Below are 20,712 nucleotides of genomic sequence, written 5' to 3'. Positions count from 1 at the left end.
ATCGTTACTCCCACCCGGCGCCCGCGCGCCGGTCCGACGAACTGGAGATCACATGAGCGCTCGTCCGTCACGCACGCGGCGTACCGTCACCATCCCGCTCGGCATGGCCGTCGTCGCCTCCTCCCTCGCCTTCCTGCCGAACACCGCCACCGCGGCCGACACCGAGGCCCGGGCCACCGCGTTCAGCGCCGCCACCGTCCAGGGCGCCAACCTCAGCTATGTCGTCAACCTGCGGCACAAGTACGCCTCCTCCTCCGTCAAGAAGGCCATCGCCGCCGCCGGTGGCTCGGTCGTCGCGGCGTACGACCGGATCGGGGTGATCGTCGCGCACTCCGCCGACCCGGACTTCGCGAAGAAGCTGCGCAAGATACGCGGGGTCGAGTCGGCGGGCGCCACCCGTACGGCGCCGCTGCCCGCGCAGGCCACCGGTGACCTCGGCGCGCCCAAGACCCTCACCGCCGAGCAGGTGCGGGCCGCGACCGAGGCCGCGGCCCCCGCCCAGGACCCGCTCCAGCCCCTCCAGTGGGACCTGCCCGCCATCAAGGCCGACAAGGCCCACGAGCGGACCCTGGGCAGCCGCGACGTCACGGTCGCCGTCATCGACACCGGGGTCGACGACACCCACCCGGACATCGCCCCGAACTTCGACCGCGAGGCGTCCGTCAACTGCGTCTCCGGCGCGCCCGACACCACCGACGGCGCGTGGCGGCCCAGCGCGGCCGAGAGCCCGCACGGCACCCATGTCGCCGGTGAGATAGCCGCGGCCAAGAACGGCATCGGCATGACCGGGGTCGCGCCGGGCGTGAAGGTCTCCGGCATCAAGGTGTCGACCACCGCGGGCTTCTTCTACACGGAGGCCGTCGTCTGCGGCTTCATGTGGGCCGCCGAGAACGACGTCGACGTCACCAACAACAGCTACTACACCGACCCCTGGTACTTCAACTGCGCCGACGACCCGGACCAGAAGGCGCTGGTCGAGGCGATAACCCGGGCCTCGCTGTACGCCGAGCGCAAGGGCACGGTGAACGTCGCCGCCGCGGGCAACGAGAACTTCGACCTCGCCGCGGACGAGCTCACCGACCCGTCCAGCCCCAACGACACCACCCCGGGCACCCGGGTGATCGACCCGTCGGAGTGTCTCGACATCCCGACCCAGCTCCCCGGTGTCGTCACGACCGCGTCCACCGGCGCGAAGGGCATCAAGTCGTCGTTCTCCAACTACGGCAAGGGCGTCGTCGACATCGCCGCGCCCGGCGGCGACTCGACCGCGTACCAGCGGCCGGAGCCGCCCGCCACCAGCGGTCTGATCCTCGGCACGCTGCCGGGCGGGCGCTGGGGTTACATGGCCGGTACGTCGATGGCGTCACCGCATGTCGCGGGCGTCGCGGCGCTCATCAAGTCCACGCATCCGCGGGCTTCCGCCGCGCGGGTCAAGGAACTGCTGTACCGGGGCGCCGACGCGACACCGTGCACCGACCCGTACGACATCAACGGCGACGGGAAGATCGACGCGGTGTGCGAGGGCGGCAAGAACCGCAACGGGTTCTACGGGGCGGGCATCGCCGACGCACTCGACGCAGTCCGCAAGTAACGGTCCCCCGTGTTCCCCGGGGTGCCCGGAGACCTGCCTTCGGGTCTCCGCCCCTGAGCCCACCTGCCCCTGTGCGGGTCGCCTTCGCTCGCGCTTCTGAGGTTCGCTGTGCCGGGCGCACTTGTTCCTGTGCCGTCGCTCGTGGGTGCGCAGTTCCCCGCGCCCCTGGGGTTCCACACCTGGACGTACCTGTTCCTGTGCGGGTACTGACGGGGGTGCGCAGTTCCCCGCGCCCCTTTGGGGGCACCCCTCTCCTCCCGCAGTCGCTCGGCTGCGGGAGGGGGTGGGCGGGAATCTCTGCCCGCAGAGCGCGTTGGAGCGAGGACGGAGAATCCCGACCGGCACCGACCCGAAGAACCGACAGGACGCGCCCCAAAGGGGCGCGGGGAACTGCGCAAAAGACGAGGGCGCACCCGCACCCGAAGGGCAACGGACCGGGGCAGCATCCAGGGGCGCGGGGAACTGCGCGAAACCACCGAGCGACGGCACAGGAACGGAGTACGTCCAGCCGGACGGACCTGGGAAGCGCAAGCGAAGGCGACCCGCGCACCGGGACTTGCCCCACTCACGGCTGGATGGCGAAGATTCGGTGTGATGTCCCTGTTCTCCGACTCCCGGGCGGACGGCGAGCCCGCGATACCCGCGATACCGCCGCCCACGCCCGGCCCCGAGCCGACGCCGGTCGCCCGGCCGACGCAAGCCCCACGGCCGACCGCCCAGGTCAGCCGCACCGCCGCCGTCCTCGTCCTGCTGCTGCTCGCCGCCCTGATCCCCCTGCTGGGGCCGTCCGCGGCCCTGAGCGGCACCGGCGAGGACCCGGCCCCAGGAACCGCCGGGATCGGCCTGCTGCGGACGGTCATGTTCGCGGCACTCGCCGTCCAGGCCGGTGAGGTGCTCGGTGGATGGCTGACCCGCCGGGTGCCTCAGGCGCCGGAGGACGTACCAAGGGCGTGGTCGGGATACGCGGCATGGGCGGGGACGGTCGCGGCGCTGGGGCTGGCGTCGGTGGTGGCCACCGGGAACCTGGTCCCCTCGAAGCTGTCCGACATGGACATCGGGGGCCTCTACCAGAGCAGGGACGGCGCGCTGGCCCTGATAGAGGTGAACGCGTTCGTCGCCGCCGGACTGCTCGCGCGCTCACGCCGGCCGGTGGTCCAGGCACTGCCGCTGGCCGCCGTCGTGGTGGCCGAGGCGCTGCGCGCGCACCCCGTCACGGAGCTGCGGCCGATGGTCGGGGCCGGACTGACACTGGTGCATCTGCTGTGCGCCTCGCTGTGGGCGGGCGGCCTGCTGTACGCGGTGCGCGCCGGCTGGCGGTGGCGGGTGTCCGCGCCGCACGCGGGTGCCGCGCTGCTGGCGCTCTACGCGCGCGTGGCGGCGCTGCTGATCGCGGGTGTGACGGCGACCGGGCTGGTCAGCACCTTGCGCCGGATGCCGCCGGACACCCTCTTCGAACAGTTGCGGACGACGTCCTACGGGCGCGTGCTGCTCGCCAAGGTGCTGCTGATGGTGGCTGTCGCCGCGCTGGCCCTGGCCGCGCGGCAGCGCCTGCGGCGGCGCGACCGGCGGCGGGGGCGGCGGTCGAGGCAGGCGGCCGACGCGCTGCACGCGTTCGTCCCCGCGCGCGTGGAGGTCGCGCTGCTGGGGCTGGTGGTGGCTGTGTCGGCGTTGCTGACGGCGTTGCCGGTGCCGATCAGATGGGGCGCTCTGTGGTGGTGAGCGGGCCGCTGCCGCGCGGACCTGTGCCGTCGCGGTCCCCGAAGGTGATGAGGACCTTGAGGGCGGTGCGTTCGTCCATCGCGCGGTAGCCGTCGGGCACCTGCTCCAGGCCGATCGTCAGATCGAAGAGGGGCGACGGGTCGAGAGTGCCGTCGAGCACGTCGGGCAGCAGTTCGGGGATGTACGTCCGGACCGGCGCGACGCCGCCGCGCAGGGCGATGTTCCGCCGGAACAGGACGGTGAGGTCGATCCCGGTGCCGCTGCCGTGCGGGACGCCGACGAAGCCGACGGCGCCGCCGTCCCGGGCGATGGCGACGGCTGTCCGCATGGACTGCTCGGTGCCGACGGCCTCGACGACGGCGTGGGCGCCCTGGCCGTGGGTGAGTTCACGGACCGCGTCGACGGCCTCCTCGCCGCGTTCGGGGACGATGTCGGTGGCACCGAAGCGGCGGGCCAGCGCGGTGCGCGGGTGATGGCGTCCGAGGGTGATGATCCGCTCGGCGCCGAGCCTGCGGGCGGCCAGGACGGCGCACAGGCCGACCGGGCCGTCCCCGACCACGGCGACCGTCGTCCGGGGTCCCACGCGCGCGCCGAGGGCCGCGTGATGTCCGGTGCCGAGCACGTCGGACAGGGTGACCAACGCGGCCAGCAGACGGTCGTCGGTGGCCGCTTCGGCGGGCAGCGGTACGAGGGTGCCGTCGGCGTAGGGCACCCGTACGGCCTCGCCCTGGCCGCCGTCGTAGCCGGGGCGGCCCCAGGCGCCGCCGTGCGCGCAGGAGGACGTGAGCCCCTCGCGGCAGTACTCGCACACCCCGTCCGACCAGGCGAAGGGGGCGACGACCAGGTCACCGCCGCGCACCCGGGTCACCTCGGAGCCGGTGTCCTCGACCACGCCGAGGAACTCGTGCCCGATCCGCTGCCCCGGCCGCCGCTCGGTCTCGCCCCGGTAGGCCCACAGGTCGCTGCCGCAGACACACGCGCGGGTGACCCGTACGACGGCGTCGGTGGCGAACTGCACCCGGGGCGCGGGCACGTCCTCCACCCGGATGTCACGGGTGCCGTGGATCGTCGTCGCGCGCATGGGCCTTCCCGGTGCGGATACCGCCGTTCAGGTGCGCTTCCCACGGTACGGCCGGGTCCCGGGCCCGCGCGCGGCGAAGGCCCGGAGCACCCCGGTGGCCAGCAGGAACTGCGCGGCGATATAGGTCAGCATCACCCAGAGGTCGGGACGCGGGAGCTGCGGCCAGTCGGCGATGCCGGTGGCGATGAGGGTGTCGGACAGCAGGAAGAGCGCGCCGCCGAGCCCCGCGACCAGGCCGAGGGCACCCGCGCGGAACGCGGTCACGGTGAGCAGCAGGCTGTACACGGCCACCGGGACACGCAGTTCGGCGGGCAGATCCGGCCAGAGCAGCGCCACGGTGCCCACGAGGGCGGCCCCGTACGCCACGCCGAGGGCGGTACGGCAACCGCGGGCGCGGCGGTCGGCGGGCCGGTCGCCGTGGCGCGCGAAGAGCACCAGGTAGCAGAGGTGGCCCAGCGCGAAGGAGCCCATCCCGGCGAGGAACGCGAGGTCGGCGTCGAGGAGCAGCATCACGTCTCCGCCCCAGCCGAACAGCAGCGCGACGGTCAGCAGCCGGGGGCCGCCGCTGACGGCTGCGTACGCGGCGAGCAGCGGCAGCAGCAGGGGCTTGAAGACGGTGTGCCCGGTGGGGGCGTCGGCGAGCAGGGCCAGCAGGTCGGCGCCGGCGGCGACGCCGTAGCCGAGGAGCAGGACGCGGGCGGCCGTGGCGCGCCGGTCGCCGTGCACGGTCGCGGGGGTGAGGTGCTGGATCACGCGGGTCCTTCGGGGGTGGTGCCGCCGGGGGCGGTGGCGGGGTGCGCCGGGGGCTCGGCGGGGCCGGTACGGGCCGTGGGGAGGGTGGCGGGCTCCGGGGCCGGGGGCTGCCAGCCGGGGCCCCGCAGGAGGTGTCCGGCGCGGTCGCCCCAGCTACGGGCGGCGCGGAGGTCGCGGGTGATGGCGGCGTACTCGTGGGTGGCGACGCGCAGCGGGTTGTGGGTGGTGATGTTCTTGGTGAGCCCGTAGACCGGCCGTTCGGTCTCGGGCGCGAAGGAACCGAAGAGGCGGTCCCAGACGATGAGGATGCCGCCGAAGTTACGGTCCAGGTAGCCGCCCTGGGACGCGTGGTGGACCCGGTGGTGGGACGGGGTGTTGAGCACGTACTCGACGGCCCGGGGCAGCTTGCCCACGCGTTCGGTGTGCACCCAGAACTGGTAGATGAGGTTCACCGACGAGCAGAACGCCAGCGCCGCCGGGTGCACCCCGCACAGGATCAGCGGCAGATAGAACGGCCATACGGTGAGGCTGGTCCAGGGCTGGCGCAGCGCGGTGCTGAGGTTGAACCTGCGGCTGGAGTGGTGCACCACATGGCACGCCCACAGCACGCGGACGACATGGTGGCCCCGGTGCGACCAGTAGTAGAAGAAGTCCTGCGCGAGCAGCATCAGCGGGATCGTCCACCACAGGACGGGCACCCGCAGCGGGGTGAGTTCGTACAGGGCGGTCCAGATCGCGACGACGGGGATCTTCCAGAGCAGGTCGAAGCCGATGCTGCCGACGCCCATGGTGACGCTGGTGGCGGTGTCCTTGGTGCCGTAGCCCGCCGCGTCCTCGTCGGGGTGCAGCCGGTAGCTCACGATCTCGACGACGGTGAGCAGCACGAAGGCGGGTATCGACCACAGCACGACATCGGGCAGATGGGGCATGCGTGCACCGTAAGGGCCCGCTCGGGGTCACCACCAGACGTGGTTACCCACAAGTATTACCGTCCGGTAGGGGGCGAGTTCTGTCCACCTCCGCCAATTGCCCCGCACGGCGGGCCCACCGCACACACGCGCGCGGGCGCACAGGACACGGGCGCACAGGACAGCCGTCGCCCCGGATCAGATCCCACTGGCACCCAGCAGCGACCCCACGGCGTAGGTGACGCCCATGGCGATCGCGCCGCCCGCGACATTGCGTACGACGGCCCGCCGGGGGTCGGAGGCGCCCGTCCGGGCGCTGGACCAGCCGGTGAGCACCAGTGCGGCGAGCACCGACACGACGGTCACACCGAGCCGCCGGTCGGCGGGCGGCAGCACCATCGCCAGCAGCGGCAGGAGCGCGCCGACCGTGAACGCCAGGAAGCTGGCCCAGGCCGCGTGCCAGGGGTTGGTGAGCTGGTCGGGGTCGATGCCGAGCTCCACGCGCGCGTGTGCGCGCAGCGCGTCCCGTGCGGTGAGCTGACGGGCCGCCTCCCGCGCCGTTTCGGGGCTGAGTCCCCGCGCGGCGAGCAGTCCGGTCAGTTCGGCGAGTTCCTCGTCGGGCTCGTCCCGCAGTTCGCGCCGCTCCTGGGCGATCGCCGCCTTCTCGGAGTCGCGCTGCGTCGACACGGACACGTACTCGCCCGCCGCCATCGACAGCGACCCGGCGAGCAGCCCCGCGAGCCCCGCCGTCAGCAGGGTGTCCCGGTCGCTCGTGGCGCCCGCGACACCGACCACCAGACCGGCCGTCGACACGACACCGTCGTTGGCGCCGAGGACGGCGGCCCGCAGCCAGTTCAGCCGACCGCCGAGGGCACCGCCGTGCGCCTCGGCGTGCGGCGCGGGCGGCGGGCCGCCACCGGGGGTCGTCGGTTCGCTCACGCGCGGAGCGTCTCACCCCGGGCCCCGCGGCAGGGGGAACGCGCCCCGGCGTGCCGCGCGGACCTCGGCTCAGGTGGGCCCGGGACCCGGCCCGCAACGTGATGTGGGCGCGGACCTCAGCCCTGCTTGGGCGCGGCCTGCTGGACGACCTCGAAGGACCACACGGACGACCCCGAGGCGGCGGGCTTGGGCCGCTCACCGCCCGCGGCGGCGCCGTCCCGGTGGGCGGACCGCATGGGCCCGTCCATCCACTTCTGGAAGTCCTCCTCGCTCCGCCAGCGGGTGTACACGAGGTAGTCGTCCGTGCCCTCAAGGGGGCGCAGCAGCTCGAACCACTCGAACCCGTCGGACCCTTCCACGGCCCCCGCGCGCGAGGCGAACCGCTGCTCCAGCACCTCACGCTGCTCCGCCGGGACGGTGAGGACATTGATCTTCACGATGCTCATACCCCCCATCCTGCCCTGCGGCCCGGTCGCCCGTGCCGGGGGGTCGGCGCGCTCTCATCGCTCCTGTGGCTCCCGCCGGGCTCGTGGCACGGTCGGGGTGATGTCCCTGGCCAGGGTGGTGAGCCAGGGGGGTGCGTACCGTTCCATGTGTCTCAGTGTCGTGCCCAGGCGGTGGCGGATGCGGGACGAGGACACATGGCCGAGCGGCAGGACCAGTTCCGTGAGGGCCGTCTCGGCCTCGTGCCAGGCCCCCAGGGCCACGAGCGCGGTCAGCTCGGCCACGGCGTGGCCGAGTTTGCGGCGGCCCTCCCCCGGCTCGACCAGAGTCGCGTGATGAAGTTCGGGGAGCGCGGCCCGGGTGGCGCCGAGCGACATCAGGATCTCGCCGTGGTGACGGGCCACCTCCCCCTCGTCGATCCACCACGTCCACGCGGGGTCCCTCTCGTGCACCGAGTCCTGCAATCCGCCGGTCGCCGTCTCGATGGCCGCCAGCGCGCGTGAACGGTCGCCCGCGTGCGCGAGTGCCGTCGCCCGGCGGATCTGGGCCATCAGAGCCACTCGGCGAGGCACCCGGGGGCGCGTGAGCAGCTCGTCGGAGATGCTGAGGGCCTCGGCGGTCCTGCCGGTGTGGAGGCTGTGCATCGCGACCAGGTCGAGCACGAACCACTGGAGCGGACCGTCACCGGCCAGCCGGGCGTACATATGCGCCTCCAGCAGTGCGTGCCGGGCCTCGTCCTGCCGGTCGGCGTCGAACAGGATCCAGCCCGCGACCTCCGCGAGTTCCGCGATCGCGGCCAGGTGCTGCTTGCTGCTCGTGTCGAGGGTGCGCTGTCCGCTCCGCCAGACCTGGACGGCCGCGGTGGCGACGTGATCGCCCCCGAAGCGGTTGTCGTGGTCCAGCAGATGCGCCACCGAGGCACGGGCGTGCTCCGTGATGTCCGCGCTGTCCTCAGCGGCGGGGCCCGGGGCCGAGCAGGGTTCGGTGAGGGTGTGCACCGAGACGTTCAACGCCTGGGCCACGAAGGGAAGCCACTCCCTCGGGGTCCGGCGCCCGTTCTCGTAGCGACTTACCTCTTGTCGTCCGATCGGATCACCTGCCACATCCGCCGCGATGCATATGCGCCGGGCGAGATGGGCCTGCGACCAATTCCGTTGTTCCCGGAGGCGTTTGATATTGGCGCCGACTACATTTCGCACAGCCTCCATTGTGGCCTACACCTGGCCTACACGAGGCCACTGGCGGGGAATTCCGGCGGGCGGGAATCTGGGTGGACCAACCACCGACGGAGGTGCGCCGCATGACACAACACCTGACGGACGACAAGCCGGAGAAAGCCGCGCCCGCGAGCGCCGTGGCCGGCCCGGCCCGGGGGCGGACCGGGGAGGTCCGCTGGGCACGGCGGTTCCTCGTCAGTGACGAGGGGCCCGGGGTGCCCGAGGCGCCGGTGCTCCAGCTCGTGTGCGCGGCGTGCGGCGCGCGCTCCCCCGCCGCCGCCTGGGACCGTGTCGACGTGGTGGACGCGTGGGCCACCGCGCACGCGGACGTCAGCGCGGGGCACCTGCGTTACCGCGCGGAGACGGTCGGGTTCTGGCGCGTGGTCGGTGTGGACGGGGCCGAGGAGCCGCTCGCCCCGGCCGCCCCTCCCGGCCCGCTGGAGGGGCTGTGCGGGGCCGTCACAAGGCTGCCAGGCGACATGCTGGCGTCGTACCGTGAGGTCACCGGACGGGATCTGTCGGACCTCATGGTCCTGTGCGAGCGCGAGCCCGGCCACGACCCCGGCGACGGACACCGCGGGGCGGTCGTCGACTCGGGCACGTACTGCTGGCGCTGAGCCCAGGGGCACCGCCCGCGCGGAAAGGGCGCGTTGCGGGGCGGGGAAATCCGCTGGTGCCCGGTGATCGCGCCCTCGTAGACTCAGGGACGCGGGGGCGGCTCCGCGGCGTGCTTCCTTCTACTTCTCTGCAAAAGAACCGTAGTGCGCGCACTCTCCGCCCCCGCTTCGTCATATCCCGGGGGACCCACCATGACCACGCTTTCCTTCGTCCTGCTCCGGCGTCTGCGCACCGTCCAGGTCGCCACCACGGGGTCCGGTCCCGGACGCCCGTCGGAGGACCTCCCGCTCGTCGCGCTGGAGGCGGAACTGCTGGAGCGGGGCCATGTGCTCACCGCTCCGCTGCGTGCCGCGCTCGCCGCGCTGGACCGCCGGGGACTGCGGCGCCAGGGCATGGCGCTGCTGCGCGATCTCGACCGGCTGACCGGCGCCGACCGTACCCACACCCCGCTGTTCCGCGGCTTCCCGCACTCCGTGCCGAAGAACACCCACGAGCTGTACGTACGGCGGGTGTTCGCGCTGCTGCTCCAGACGCCCGAGCAGCCGTGCGTGCTGTGCGGGACCACCGGCGTCGTGCACCCGGTCGCGCCGTGCGCCCACCTGGTGTGCCGGTCCTGCTGGGACGGCGCCGACTACTCGGGCTGCCCGCTGTGCCACCGCCGGATCGACCCCGCCGACCCCTTCCTGCGCCCCACCACGCCCGCCGACGGCCCGCCGCCCGCGCCCGTGAAGGGCCCCCTCCAGCCGCTCGCCCTCGCCACGGACCCCGCCGCCGACAGCGCGCGGGCCCTGGGACGGCTGCTGGGCCGCCGTACGCCGCTGTCGCCGGAGGACCGGGAGGATCTGGCCGTCCTGCTCGCCCACGCGCCCACCACGCCCGACTGGCTGCCCGAGGACATCCCCGTACGCGAGACCAAGGCCCTGGTGCTCGGCACCCTGCTGCGGAAGCCCGCGACCCGGGACGCGGTCCGGCCGCTGCTCGCCGCCCGGCTCACCACCGCGACCGATGTGCTGCGCCTGCTGCATGTGTGGTCCGGCGGCGGCGCCGACCTCGGTGAGGTCACCCCGCGCGTACGGCTGCGGACCCTGCCGCGTCCGCTGCGCCGCGAACTGCTGGCGGCCTTGGACGCGCTGCCCACGCGGGCGCTGGTCGAGGACATGTCCCGGCACCCGTCCGGCTGGAAGCGCGCGGCGGAACTGCTGCACCCCTACGAGCGCCACGAGCGCCACCCGAGGGCCGCGCTCGCGTGCGCGGTCCTGCGGGGCACGGAGCTGACGGACGACGGGCTGGGCGCCGCGCTGCGCCGTACCGCGTCCGAACACCCCGACGCCGTCCGTGTCGAGGGCACCCGGGTACGCGCCCGCACCTGGGGCGCCCGGCTGGAGGACGCGCTCCGCGCGCGGGACACCCGCACCGCCGTCGGTCTGCTGGCACGCCGGCCCGGTGAACTCGTCCGCAGGCTCGACCACCTCCTGCGGCTCACCTCCGACGACCCGAAGGCGGCGGACCGCGTCGCGGACGTACTGCGTGAGACGCTTCCGAAGGCCGGTACGGGGCCGCTGCTCAGCGCGTACGGACAGCTGCGGGCCCGTCATCTGCCCGCCGGGCGTCGGGTGTTCCTGCCCCGCGGCCGGGTCACCCGGTCGTACAGCACCGACGACACCAGGACGCCACTGCCGGAAGCCGTCACCACGCGCGCGTGCGCGCTGCTGGAGACCGAACTGCTGCGACGGCTGTCCGCGGCGTCCCGGGTGGACCTCGCCGTCCTGGACACGGACCTCGCCGACCTCGCGGTGCCGAGCGCCGAGCGGGCGGCGGCCCGGTCCCTGATCCGGGTCCCGCGCGGGAGCACCCGACCGCTGCCCGACGGACAGATCGTGCGGCTCTTCCTGCACTGGATGCAGGACGGTCACAAAGCCGTCGACCTGGACCTCTCCGTGGCGTTCTACGACGCGCGCTGGGAGTACCTCGGGCTGTGCGACTACACCAGGCTGCGGTTCCGGGACGCGGCCACCCACTCCGGCGACCTGACCTCCGCGCCCCGGCCGAACGGCTCCTCCGAGTACGTGGACCTCGACCCGGTGGCGCTCGGCGCGGCGGGCGTCCGCTACGCCGTGCCGGTCGTGTTCGCCTACGACAACACACCCTTCGACGAGCTCGCGGACGCCTTCGCCGGGTTCATGGCCCTGCCGCGCGTGGGACGCGACGCCCGCTTCGACCCGCGCGCGGTGCGCCAGCGCTTCGACCTGGCCGGCAGCTCACGCATCCTGCTGCCGATGCTGGTGGACCTGGAACGGCGGACGTGCCTGTGGACGGACGTCCATCTCCCGGCGTCCGAGGGCTATCACAGCGTGGAGCGCCACCGGTGGGACCTGGGCCGGATCGGACGGGATCTGACGGAGTCCTTCGGCCGGGGCCGCACCACCCTGTGGGACCTCGCCGTGTGGCACGCCGCCGCCCGCGCGGAGCGGGTCGCCGTCATCCACCGCGACCCGCGCCCCGAGGGGACGGACGAACTGTGGCACTACCGGCGTCAGGCCGGGGAGACGGTCACCGCCTTCGCCGCCCGGATCCGCGACGTGGGCACCCCGCAGCGACGGCTCCCGAGCAAGGATGTCGACAAGCTCGCCGCGGCCCACGCGCGGGGCAAGCGGGTCCTGTGCGCGCTGGTGCGCGGCGACCTCGCGCCCGACGACGTGACCGGGGAGGTGTACCGGCTGCTCCCGGGCCCGGTCGACGGCTGCGGGCTGGAGCAGCTCGCGGCCCAGGACCTGGTGGCGGCGCTGCGCTGACCGGCCGTACGGGGGCACCCGTACGGCCGCCGATGTGCCACGGACTCCGACCGGGCCAAGTGGACACATGTCCTGCGGAGTTGTGCGCCCCCCGCGCGCGAGGGGCGTTTGCCGCCCGAACACGGGTGGTGGCGGACAGAGTGTCAGTCCCGGGACGTATCCTCGTTGACCATGCTCGACGACCGAACGACCGCAGCGCACCCGCCCGAGTGGCCGACCGCGTATCCCGAGGGGTACGCGGTCGTCGACGTCGAGACGACGGGCCTCGCCCGCGACGACCGGATCGTGTCCGCCGCCGTGTACCGCCTCGACGCGCGCGGTGACGTCGAGGACCACTGGTACACCACCGTGAACCCCCAGCGGGACCCGGGCCCGGTGTGGATCCACGGGCTGACGAGCGCCGCGCTCGCCGGGGCACCCCTGTTCGCCGACATCGCCGAGGAGTTCGCCTCCCGCCTCGACGGCCGGGTCCTCGTCGCGCACAACGCCGTCTTCGACTGGTCGATGATCGCCCGCGAGTACGCCCGCGCCGGGCGCACCGCCCCGGTGCGCCGGCGGCTGTGCACCATCGCGCTCTCCAAGGAGCTCGGTCTGCCGCTGCCCAACCACAAGCTGGCGTCGCTGGCCGCGCACTTCGGGGTCGTCCAGCAGCGCGCGCACCACGCGCTGGACGACGCGCGGGTGCTCGCCGAGGCGTTCCGCCCGAGTCTGCGCGCCGCCGCCCGCGACGGGTTGCGGCTGCCGCTGCTGGAGTGCCGTCCGCTCACCGAGTGGTCGGACAGCCCGGCGACGCCCGTGATCGGCCGCCAGGCGTCGTACGGCGGCGGTTCGCCGGGGGCGCGCGCCGGGGGCTCCTCGTACGGCGCGGGCAGCTGGCGGCCCTCGCGCAAGCGCCCGGCGTGCCCGTATCCGAACCCGGGGCGGTACGTCCCGGGCGAGCCGCTCCGGCAGGGCATGCGGGTGGCGTTCTCGGGGGACACCTCCGTCGACCGGGAGCTGCTGGAGGACCGGGCCGTCGAGGCGGGGCTGCACATCGCGACGAGCCTGTCCCGGCTGACGAGCCTGCTGGTGACCAACGACCCCGGGTCGGGCACCTCCAAGACGGCGAAGGCCGCGCAGTTCGGCACCCCCGTGATCGACGAGGCCGCCTTCGGCCAGCTCCTCCTCGACGTGGCACCGGCCGCGCCGAAGCCCGGCACTCCCCCGCCTCAGGGCGGGTGACGCCTCCCACCGGCCGGCGGGGGCGGGACGGTGACCGGGCCCGCTCGGGGCCCCCTGGCGACGATCGCCCCATGGCCGAGTTGTACGGTCGTGGGGTGTACCGCTTCCTGTTGTCCCGGCAGTGGGTGATCCTCACCCTCCTCGCCCTCGTCCTCATCCCCGTGATGATCGAGCTGGGCTTCTGGCAGTTCCACCGGCACGAGAGCCGGGTCGCGCGCAACGAACGGATCGCGACGTCGATCGAGGCGGCCCCCGTTCCGGCCGAGGAGCTGACCTCCCCGGGGCACAAGGTGTCCGAGCGGGAGCGCTACCGCCAGGTGACGGCGACCGGCCGGTACGACACGGAGCACGAGGTCGTCGTACGCCGCCGGACCAACGCCGACGACCGGGTCGGGGTGCATGTGGTCACCCCGCTGGTCCTCGACAGCGGCAAGGTGCTGCTGGTCAACCGGGGCTGGATCGAGGCGAACGGGCCGCAGAACAAGGTCCCGCCGATCCCCGCGCCCCCGCGCGGCGAGGTGAACGTCACCGGGCGGCTGATGCCCGACGAGACCACCTCGACCAGCGGCATCAAGGACCTCAAGGGCCTCCCCGACGGCATGGTCATGCTGATCGGCAGCGCGCAGATGGCCACGACCCTCGGTGATCCGGTGCTCGGCGGCTTCGTCCAGCTGGCCTCGCCCGCCCCCGCGAACGGGACCCCGGAGCTGCTGCCCGCCCCCGACTCCAGCGGGATCGGCGCGCATATGGCGTACGCCGTCCAGTGGTGGCTGTTCACCGCGGCGGTGCCCGTGGGCTGGGTGATCCTGGTGCGCCGGGAACTGCGGGACCAGGCGGCGGCCAAGGCGGCTGCCACCTCGTCCGAGGACGCCCCCGCCACCGTCCCGGTCTGACCCGTCCCGTCCTCACACCCCGGCTCCCGTACTGACTCCCGGCGGGTTCCCGGGGCAGGATAGGGCCATGGATCTTGGACTGAAGGACCGTGTGTACGTCGTCACCGGGGCGACCCGGGGGCTCGGCAACGCGAGCGCCCGTGAGCTGATCGCCGACGGGGCCAAGGTGATCGTCACCGGGCGCGACGAGCGGGGTGCCGCAGAGGCCGCGTCGGCCCTCGGGCCGGGGGCTGTCGGGCTCGCGGCGGACAACGCCGACCCGGATGCGCCGGAGCGGCTGATCGGGGCCGCGCGCGAGCGGTTCGGCCGTTTCGACGGCATCCTCATCAGCGTCGGCGGGCCCGCGCCCGGCCATCTCGACGACAACACGGACGAGCAGTGGCGCACGGCGTTCGAGTCGGTCTTCCTCGGCGCGGTGCGGTTCGCGCGGGCCGCCGCGCGGGAACTGGGCGAGGGCGGGGTCATCGGGTTCGTCCTATCGGCGTCCGTGCACGAGCCGATCCCCGGACTCACCATCTCCAACGGGCTGCGGCCCGGGCTCGCGGGCTTCGCGAAGTCGCTGGCGGACGAGGTGGGTCCGCGGGGTGTGCGGGTGGTGGGGCTGCTGCCGTCGCGGATCGATACGGACCGGGTGCGGGAGCTGGACGCGTTGTCCGCGGACCCGGGGGCCACCCGGCTGGGGTTCGAGTCGCAGATCCCGCTGCGGAGGTACGGGACGCCCGAGGAGTTCGGGCGGGTGGCCGCGTTCCTGCTGTCGCCCGCGGCGTCCTACCTCACCGGGGTGATGGTCCCGGTGGACGGCGGCGCCCGCAAGGGCTTCTGACCAGCCCGGGTTGCAGGGGGCGCGGGTCGCCTTCGCTCGCGCTTCCGAGGTCCGTCCGGCTGGACGTACTTGTTCCCGTGCGGGCCGTTCGTGGGTGCGCAGTTCCCCCGCGCCCCTGGGTTCCCTGTGCTGGGCGTACTTGTTTCCTGTGCCGTCGTTCGTCGTTTTTGCGCAGTTCCCCGCGCCCCTGGATGCTGCCCCCTTGCGGTCGCTCTTCGAGTGCGTCGCCGCCCTCGTCTTCGCGCAGTTCCCCGCGCCCCTTGGGTCAGCCCCGGTAGGCGCACCCCGTTCGCGCGGGTCGTTCGTGGATGCGCAGTTCCCCGCGCCCCTGGGGTTCCCCACCTGGACGTACCCGTTCCCGTACGGGTCAGGACGGGGGTGCGCAGTTCCCCGCGCCCCTGGATGCTGCCCCCTTGCGGTCGCTCTTCGAGTGCGGCGCCGTCCTCGTCTTTTGCGCAGTTCCCCGCGCCCCTTTGGGGGCGCCTCGCTGTTGTCCGTCGTCTGCGGAAGCACCCTCCTCGCGGACCCGCGCTGCTGCGGGAGGGGGTGGGCGGGAATCTCTGCCCGCAGACTCCGATGCTCTTCAGTCGGGTCACGGAACGACTTACCGAGCGTGTCGGATCGAGGACGGAGAATCCCGACCGGCACCGACCCTAAGAACCGACCGGGTGCGCCCCAAAGGGGCGCGGGGAACTGCGCAAAAACGAGAACCGGCCCGCACCCGAAGAGCGACGAACAGGGGCAGCATCCAGGGGCGCGGGGAACTGCGCAAAAACGACGAGCGACGGCACAGGAACGAAGTGCGTCCAGCCGGACGGACCCGGGAAGCGCAAGCGAAGGCGACCCGCGGGGAACTGCGCACCCCACGAGCGACGGCACAGCAGCGGAGTACGTCCCGCCGGACGGACCTGGGAAGCGCAAGCGAAGGCGACCCGTCAGGTCACGCGTTCCGGGGGGTGCTTCACCGCCCGGATCCGCACCGTGGAGGGCCACCGCGCGGACCCCGACGAGGTACGGGCCCCCGCCAGCACCTCCCCGTGCAGCCGCCGCACGGCATCCCGCGGCACCCCGTGCGGCTCCAGCACGAGCCGCACCCGTGCCCCCGGCTCACCCCGCCGGCCGACGAGCCGCACCTCCGCCCGGTCGACCCCGTCCAGCGCCTCCGCCTCCGTCACCAGGACGGACTCCAGCGCGCGCCCCCGCACCACCGCGCCCTCGCCGTCCCCCGTGTCGACCAGGACCTCCGCGAGACGCCGTCTGCGCAGCACCGCCGACAGCCACCACAGGGCGAGCAGCACCGCGACGGCGAGCGCCGCGATCACCACGGGCCACCACCAGCCCTCGTCGCGCCAGCGGGTCCGCCGGGCCGCGCTCAGCAGGACGTCGTGCTGATCCTCGTAGGGCCACCAGGAGGGCGGGCGCACCCCGAGGCCGATCGCGAGGACGCTGCCCCCGGCGATCAGCAGGACGAGCCCCAGCAGACCGAGCAGCACACGGTCGACGGTCCTGAGCACGGGCCTCACCCCTTCTTGCCGGGCCGCCGCACCCGGATGTCGAGCGACGGGGGCCTGGCGAGGCCCAGTTCGCGGACGCCGTCGGCGAGCGCGGAGTCGAGATCGGTGTGGACGTCGTCCAGCGGGCGGAAGTGCGAGACGGCACGGACACGCGCCTTGCGGCGCTTCACCCGTACCCGTACGGACTGCACCCCGGACACCTCGGCGGCCCGGTCCCGCAGGACCATCGCGGCGGCGCGGCGGTCGAGCGCCACGCGCATGGCGTCGTCGGCGCCCAGCATGGGCAGCAGGGCGCGCCGGCCGGGGGTGAGCGCGAGCACGAGCAGCAGCAGGCCGAGCGCCGTCGCGACACCCGCGCCGACAAGGACCCACACATCGTCCAGGGGACGTTCGGCGAGTTCCCGGCCGAGGACCTGCCGCCAGTGCATCGCGGGTCGTCCGGCGCGTACGGCGGCGATGTCGTACAGGAGGAGACCGGCGGCGGCGACGAGCAGGGCGGCGACGATCCCGGCGGGCACCCGGCGCGGCGACCAGAAGCGGCGGGGCGCGGACGACGCGGGGTACGCGCTGTCGTCGCCGGACGGATCGAGCACGGACACCGGGCCCGCACCACCATCCGCACCCGCACCGGCACCCGCACCGCCACCGGCGGACCCGCCCGCACCCGCCTTGGCGGAAGCCTTCGCGGGCTCGTGGGGCTCGCTCATCGGGTCCTCCCCCGGGTACCGCTGTCCAGCGGTGAGTGCAGCCGTTCCACCTGGACGGTGACCTCGGGCACCGTCATCCCCGCCAGGGTCCGCACCCGTTCGGCGACCTGGCGGCGTACGGCACCGCACTGGGCGCCGATGTCGGAGGGGTAGCCGAGTTCGAGGACGACCCGGACCCGCGCGCTGTCCTTGTGCACGACGACCGTGGCGTGCGGCGGGGCCGCGGCGCGGGGCAGTCCGGTCAGTGCTTCACGGGCGGCCTGCGCGGCGATCTTCGCGACGACCCGGTCGGCGATCGCGGTGGCGCCGCGCTCGGCGGCGTCGACGACCTGAGCGGGCACCGTCACCCCCGCCGGTCGCCACGGGAACGGGAACGGAAGAAGTCACCCGGTTCCAGGTCGCCCTCCAGGAACCTGCCCGCCACGAAACCGACGGCGCCGAGCGCCGCCACCAGCAGGAAGGCGCCGAAGCCGCCGAAGTAACCGGCGAAGCCCAGTGCCATTCCGGCGATCAAGCCGACCACGGCCATGCTCATCGTGCGCTCCTCTGCGCCTGTGCGCTGCTGCGGGGGTCCGGGACGGGACCGGGCCGCGCCCCGGGTCCGCCGGGGGCGGCGGTCCTCGGGGGTGTCACTGGAGCCGTGACTCCGGCTCGTCGTCCTCCTCGTCGGGGAGCTTCACATCGCTGACGGCGATGTTCACCTCGACGACCTCCAGTTCGGTCATCCGCTCCACCGCCGTGATGACGTTCTCGCGTACCGCGCGGGCGACCTCGGCGATCGCCACGCCGTAGTCCACGACGATCTCCAGATCGAGGGCGGTCTGGACCTCGCCGACCTCGGCCTTGACCCCTCGGGACACGGACTTGGTGCCGCCGGGCACCCGGTCGCGGACGGCGCCGAACGTCCGGGACAGCCCGCTGCCCATGGCGTGCACACCGACGACATCACGGGCGGCGAGTCCGGCGATCTTCTCGACCACACCGTCCGCGATGGTGGTGCGGCCCCGGGTGGCCGGATCGCCGCTCTTCCTGGCCCCGCTCTGCTTGCGCAGCGACTCGCGCTGCTCGTTCGAGGACTGCGCCGGATTGTCCGGGCCCTTCCGCTGCGTGGATTCGGTCATCGCCGTTCGTCCCTCTCACCGGAGTCGTGGTCCTGCAATCCACACTAAGCGCGGTTGCCGGGTGGCGCGCCGGGGATACGGCAGGCTGGGGCGATGACCGCTGACGGTTGGACACAGGTGGTAAGGCAGCAGCTCGGCCTCGGCAGACTGCTGCCGCTGGGCGGACCGGGTGACGGGGCCTGGGTGACGGAGGCCGCGGCGCGCGGCGCACTGCGACGGGCACTGGACACCCGGTCGGGAGTACGCCTCGGAGCACTGCGGATCGCCGCGGCCTCCCCCGTGACCTCGGACGATGCCCCTGGAACGGCCCGGGAACCGGCGGTTGTGGCGCCACCGGGCGCCGTGCCGCCGGGCCCGCTGCGGATCACCGCGGAGCTGGCCGCGACACTGCACACCCCGCTGCCCGTGACGGTGGCCGGGGTGCGTACGGCGCTCGCGGCGGCGGCCGGATCACTGGGGCTGGCGGTGACGGAGGTGGACCTCCGGGTGACCGGGGTCCTGGCCCCGGATCACCCGGACGGCGCGGCGAACGGCGGTCACCCGGACGGGGACGGCCCGGAGAAACGCCCGGCTGACGGACGAGCCGAAAGCGGCGCCGGTACGGGACCGCGGGCCGGGGACGACGCGGGTACGGACGGAGCGCCCGGGGACGAATCGGACGGTGAGGCGGGGCGGCTGGGCGCGGTGGCGGCGGCGGTGCCCGGGGTGACCCGGCTGACCGGCGCGCTGGGCGGCCGGGCCGCCCCGGTACGGATCGCGGAGCACCCGGGCGACGGGGACGCGGCGGCGCTGCCGCGGCGGCATGTACGGGTGGAGCTGGCCCTGTCGGTGGCGGCCGGTCCGTCGGCCGTGGTGCGCGCGGTACGCCGGGCGGTCACGGACGCGGCACCGGACCGCCCGACGGTCGCGGTACTGGTGACCGCGCTGGACCCCTGACCGGCCCCGGCCCGGTGGACCCGGCCCGAACGCACGGGACCGCCGGATGCACGGGACCGGATGCGCCGGACCGGATGCACGGACCCGGCGGCCCGGACCCCGGGGGCCCGACCCCGACGCACGGGATCCGGCGGCCAGGACGGCGGACGAGGGGCCGGGGGCTGAGGAACCCGGGGCGGGGGCGGGTCAGTCGCCGAGGCCCGCCAGGTCGCGGAGCCGTCGGGCCTGGGCGGCGCGTTCGGCGGCGCGCTGTTCCTCGTAGCCGCGACGGGTCGCGCCCTGGAGCAAAGCCTTGGTCTCGATGACGGCGTCCCGGGGCGCGCCGAGGAGCGCGGCGGCGAGGTCGCTCGCGGCGGCGTCCAGCTGGTCGGCGGGGACGACGAGATTGGCGAGGCCGATCCGTTCGGCCTCGGCGGCCTGGACGTAGCGGCCGGTCACACAGATCTCCAGGGCCCGCGCGTAGCCGACGAGTCCCACCAGGGGATGGGTGCCGGTGAGGTCGGGCACCAGACCGAGCCCGGTCTCGCGCATGGCGAACTGCACGTCCTCGGCGACGATCCGCAGATCGCAGGCCAGCGCCAGCTGGAAGCCCGCGCCGATGGCGTGGCCCTGGACAGCGGCGATGGTCACGAGGTCGGTCCGCCGCCACCAGGTGAAGGCCTCCTGGTACCCGGCGATCGCCGCGTCCAGCTCCTTGTCGGTGCCGCGCGCGAGATCGAGGAACGACGGCTCGCCGTCGAAGCCTTCCGGGGTGAACCCCTGCCGGTCGAGTCCCGCGGAGAAGGACGGACCCTCACCGCGCAGCACGACGACACGGACGGCACCCGGAAGGGCCTGTCCGGCCTCGACCAGGGCCCGCCACAGAGCGGGACTCTGCGCGTTGCGCCGGGCCGGGCCGGTCAGTGTGACCGTCGCGGTCCGATCGGTCACGACGAGCCGTACGCCGTCCTTGTCGAGTACCGGTTCCACCGACGTCATGGAGCGCCTCCGAGGTGTGCCGTCCGGAGGGTGCGGGACCGTAACACGCACGGCCGCACCCTTAAGTGACTGCACAGTAACCACCCGGTCGGCCCGGAAGCCGACCGGGTGGCCACACCGGAACCGGTGGAGCCGCCGGAACCTCAGCCCGCGGCGGACGCCTTCTTGCCTCGCGTCGCCCCGCCGCGTCCCCGCAGCGTGACGCCGGATTCGCTGAGCATCCGGTGGACGAATCCATACGAGCGGCCGGTTTCCTCGGCCAGTGCCCGGATGCTCGCACCGGAGTCGTACTTCTTCTTCAGGTCTGCCGCGAGCTTGTCGCGCGCGGCGCCGGTTACCCGGCTGCCCTTCTTCAGAGTCTCGGCCACCCGTGCCTCCTCATGGGAAGTGCGCTCTGGACTTCTCATGATCACCCCTCTTCGGCTTCCTGGCCACCCATTCGGCAAGGTCAGTACGA

20 protein-coding genes and 1 pseudogene are annotated in these 20,712 nt (G+C 73.8%); 8 read left to right on the top strand and 13 right to left on the bottom strand.

Going from position 1 to position 20,712, the window contains the following annotated elements; genetic code table 11:
* Positions 1–52: 52 nt before the first annotated feature.
* Positions 53–1,591, top strand: a complete 1,539-nt coding sequence (locus tag OG711_RS30405; protein ID WP_329561703.1) for a S8 family serine peptidase — start codon at positions 53–55, stop codon at positions 1,589–1,591.
* 636 nt (positions 1,592–2,227) lie between these two features.
* Positions 2,228–3,310 carry a CopD family protein gene (locus OG711_RS30400; RefSeq protein WP_405675042.1) on the top strand — a complete coding sequence of 361 codons (1,083 nt, stop codon included), beginning with the start codon at positions 2,228–2,230 and terminating at the stop codon, positions 3,308–3,310.
* A 43-nt stretch (positions 3,311–3,353) separates the two neighbouring features.
* Here the strand turns inward: OG711_RS30400 and OG711_RS30395 are convergent.
* The 6 genes and pseudogenes from OG711_RS30395 to OG711_RS30370 all read right to left on the bottom strand — a co-directional run.
* Positions 3,354–4,391 (bottom strand): annotated as a pseudogene (locus OG711_RS30395) (zinc-dependent alcohol dehydrogenase family protein); the annotation flags it as partial.
* A 27-nt stretch (positions 4,392–4,418) separates the two neighbouring features.
* A complete protein-coding gene (locus OG711_RS30390) occupies positions 4,419–5,144 on the bottom strand; it encodes a lysoplasmalogenase (protein WP_405674196.1) in 726 nt (241 codons plus the stop codon).
* Positions 5,141–6,073 carry a sterol desaturase family protein gene (locus OG711_RS30385; RefSeq protein WP_329561699.1) on the bottom strand — a complete coding sequence of 311 codons (933 nt, stop codon included), beginning with the start codon at positions 6,071–6,073 and terminating at the stop codon, positions 5,141–5,143. Before OG711_RS30385 ends, OG711_RS30390 begins: the two co-directional genes overlap by 4 nt.
* Positions 6,074–6,250: 177 nt before the next feature.
* On the bottom strand, positions 6,251–6,991 hold the full coding sequence (locus OG711_RS30380; protein ID WP_073790638.1) for a VIT1/CCC1 transporter family protein: 741 nt from the start codon (positions 6,989–6,991) through the stop codon (positions 6,251–6,253).
* A 116-nt stretch (positions 6,992–7,107) separates the two neighbouring features.
* Entirely contained in the window at positions 7,108–7,437 is a 330-nt protein-coding gene (locus tag OG711_RS30375) for an antibiotic biosynthesis monooxygenase family protein (protein ID WP_073790640.1), read from the bottom strand.
* Between the two features lie 54 nt (positions 7,438–7,491).
* Positions 7,492–8,643, bottom strand: coding sequence for a helix-turn-helix domain-containing protein (locus tag OG711_RS30370; protein ID WP_266513906.1), 1,152 nt, complete (start codon positions 8,641–8,643; stop codon positions 7,492–7,494).
* A gap of 92 nt (positions 8,644–8,735) precedes the next feature.
* Between OG711_RS30370 and OG711_RS30365 the strand changes: the two genes are divergently transcribed.
* From OG711_RS30365 to OG711_RS30345, 5 genes are all read left to right on the top strand, one after another.
* Positions 8,736–9,269: a DUF7848 domain-containing protein gene (locus tag OG711_RS30365; protein WP_073790645.1), complete on the top strand. Its 534-nt coding sequence runs from the start codon at positions 8,736–8,738 to the stop codon at positions 9,267–9,269.
* A 192-nt stretch (positions 9,270–9,461) separates the two neighbouring features.
* Positions 9,462–12,062: an MXAN_6230/SCO0854 family RING domain-containing protein gene (locus OG711_RS30360; RefSeq protein ID WP_329561695.1), complete on the top strand. Its 2,601-nt coding sequence runs from the start codon at positions 9,462–9,464 to the stop codon at positions 12,060–12,062.
* Between the two features lie 171 nt (positions 12,063–12,233).
* Positions 12,234–13,283 (top strand): DEDDh family exonuclease, encoded by a 1,050-nt coding sequence (locus tag OG711_RS30355; protein WP_266513913.1) that lies wholly within the window; start codon positions 12,234–12,236, stop codon positions 13,281–13,283.
* 95 nt (positions 13,284–13,378) lie between these two features.
* Positions 13,379–14,176 (top strand): SURF1 family cytochrome oxidase biogenesis protein, encoded by a 798-nt coding sequence (locus OG711_RS30350; RefSeq protein ID WP_329564151.1) that lies wholly within the window; start codon positions 13,379–13,381, stop codon positions 14,174–14,176.
* Positions 14,177–14,243: 67 nt separating this feature from the next.
* On the top strand, positions 14,244–14,999 hold the full coding sequence (locus OG711_RS30345) for an SDR family oxidoreductase (RefSeq protein WP_266513916.1): 756 nt from the start codon (positions 14,244–14,246) through the stop codon (positions 14,997–14,999).
* A 935-nt stretch (positions 15,000–15,934) separates the two neighbouring features.
* Here OG711_RS30345 and amaP read toward each other — a convergent pair.
* From amaP to OG711_RS30320, 5 genes are all read right to left on the bottom strand, one after another.
* Positions 15,935–16,522 carry an alkaline shock response membrane anchor protein AmaP gene (gene amaP / locus OG711_RS30340; RefSeq protein WP_266513919.1) on the bottom strand — a complete coding sequence of 196 codons (588 nt, stop codon included), beginning with the start codon at positions 16,520–16,522 and terminating at the stop codon, positions 15,935–15,937.
* Positions 16,519–17,220 (bottom strand): DUF6286 domain-containing protein, encoded by a 702-nt coding sequence (locus OG711_RS30335; protein WP_329561691.1) that lies wholly within the window; start codon positions 17,218–17,220, stop codon positions 16,519–16,521. Before OG711_RS30335 ends, amaP begins: the two co-directional genes overlap by 4 nt.
* Positions 17,217–17,561, bottom strand: coding sequence for an Asp23/Gls24 family envelope stress response protein (locus OG711_RS30330; RefSeq protein WP_099283562.1), 345 nt, complete (start codon positions 17,559–17,561; stop codon positions 17,217–17,219). Before OG711_RS30330 ends, OG711_RS30335 begins: the two co-directional genes overlap by 4 nt.
* Positions 17,562–17,563: 2 nt before the next feature.
* The gene (locus OG711_RS30325; protein WP_073790662.1) at positions 17,564–17,755 is read right to left on the bottom strand and encodes a hypothetical protein; all 192 of its coding nucleotides are present in this window, start codon (positions 17,753–17,755) and stop codon (positions 17,564–17,566) included.
* Between the two features lie 94 nt (positions 17,756–17,849).
* A complete protein-coding gene (locus OG711_RS30320) occupies positions 17,850–18,341 on the bottom strand; it encodes an Asp23/Gls24 family envelope stress response protein (protein ID WP_099283529.1) in 492 nt (163 codons plus the stop codon).
* A 93-nt stretch (positions 18,342–18,434) separates the two neighbouring features.
* Between OG711_RS30320 and OG711_RS30315 the strand changes: the two genes are divergently transcribed.
* On the top strand, positions 18,435–19,277 hold the full coding sequence (locus tag OG711_RS30315) for a nucleopolyhedrovirus P10 family protein (protein WP_329561687.1): 843 nt from the start codon (positions 18,435–18,437) through the stop codon (positions 19,275–19,277).
* Positions 19,278–19,463: 186 nt separating this feature from the next.
* Here OG711_RS30315 and OG711_RS30310 read toward each other — a convergent pair whose 3' ends face one another.
* Together OG711_RS30310 and OG711_RS30305 are read right to left on the bottom strand one after the other, a co-directional pair.
* Positions 19,464–20,255 (bottom strand): enoyl-CoA hydratase/isomerase family protein, encoded by a 792-nt coding sequence (locus OG711_RS30310; RefSeq protein WP_329561685.1) that lies wholly within the window; start codon positions 20,253–20,255, stop codon positions 19,464–19,466.
* A gap of 143 nt (positions 20,256–20,398) precedes the next feature.
* The gene (locus OG711_RS30305) at positions 20,399–20,623 is read right to left on the bottom strand and encodes a helix-turn-helix domain-containing protein (RefSeq protein ID WP_178391074.1); all 225 of its coding nucleotides are present in this window, start codon (positions 20,621–20,623) and stop codon (positions 20,399–20,401) included.
* Positions 20,624–20,712: the final 89 nt, after the last annotated feature.

This window comes from Streptomyces uncialis (genome assembly GCF_036250755.1).
Taxonomy (GTDB): domain Bacteria; phylum Actinomycetota; class Actinomycetes; order Streptomycetales; family Streptomycetaceae; genus Streptomyces; species Streptomyces uncialis.
Note: the sequence above shows the minus strand (reverse complement) of the source record. Positions and strands in the feature narration are given on the sequence as shown.

Bases quoted from the DNA above. Each gene is read 5' to 3' on its own strand.
- OG711_RS30370 (WP_266513906.1), bottom strand. From the start codon at position 8,643: ATGGAGGCTGTGCGAAATGTAGTCGGCGCCAATATCAAACGCCTCCGG.
- OG711_RS30405 (WP_329561703.1), top strand. From the start codon at position 53: ATGAGCGCTCGTCCGTCACGCACGCGGCGTACCGTCACCATCCCGCTC.
- OG711_RS30325 (WP_073790662.1), bottom strand. From the start codon at position 17,755: ATGAGCATGGCCGTGGTCGGCTTGATCGCCGGAATGGCACTGGGCTTC.
- OG711_RS30315 (WP_329561687.1), top strand. From the start codon at position 18,435: ATGACCGCTGACGGTTGGACACAGGTGGTAAGGCAGCAGCTCGGCCTC.
- OG711_RS30375 (WP_073790640.1), bottom strand. From the start codon at position 7,437: ATGAGCATCGTGAAGATCAATGTCCTCACCGTCCCGGCGGAGCAGCGT.
- OG711_RS30360 (WP_329561695.1), top strand. From the start codon at position 9,462: ATGACCACGCTTTCCTTCGTCCTGCTCCGGCGTCTGCGCACCGTCCAG.
- OG711_RS30335 (WP_329561691.1), bottom strand. From the start codon at position 17,220: ATGAGCGAGCCCCACGAGCCCGCGAAGGCTTCCGCCAAGGCGGGTGCG.
- OG711_RS30355 (WP_266513913.1), top strand. From the start codon at position 12,234: ATGCTCGACGACCGAACGACCGCAGCGCACCCGCCCGAGTGGCCGACC.
- OG711_RS30385 (WP_329561699.1), bottom strand. From the start codon at position 6,073: ATGCCCCATCTGCCCGATGTCGTGCTGTGGTCGATACCCGCCTTCGTG.
- OG711_RS30345 (WP_266513916.1), top strand. From the start codon at position 14,244: ATGGATCTTGGACTGAAGGACCGTGTGTACGTCGTCACCGGGGCGACC.
- OG711_RS30310 (WP_329561685.1), bottom strand. From the start codon at position 20,255: ATGACGTCGGTGGAACCGGTACTCGACAAGGACGGCGTACGGCTCGTC.
- OG711_RS30320 (WP_099283529.1), bottom strand. From the start codon at position 18,341: ATGACCGAATCCACGCAGCGGAAGGGCCCGGACAATCCGGCGCAGTCC.
- OG711_RS30365 (WP_073790645.1), top strand. From the start codon at position 8,736: ATGACACAACACCTGACGGACGACAAGCCGGAGAAAGCCGCGCCCGCG.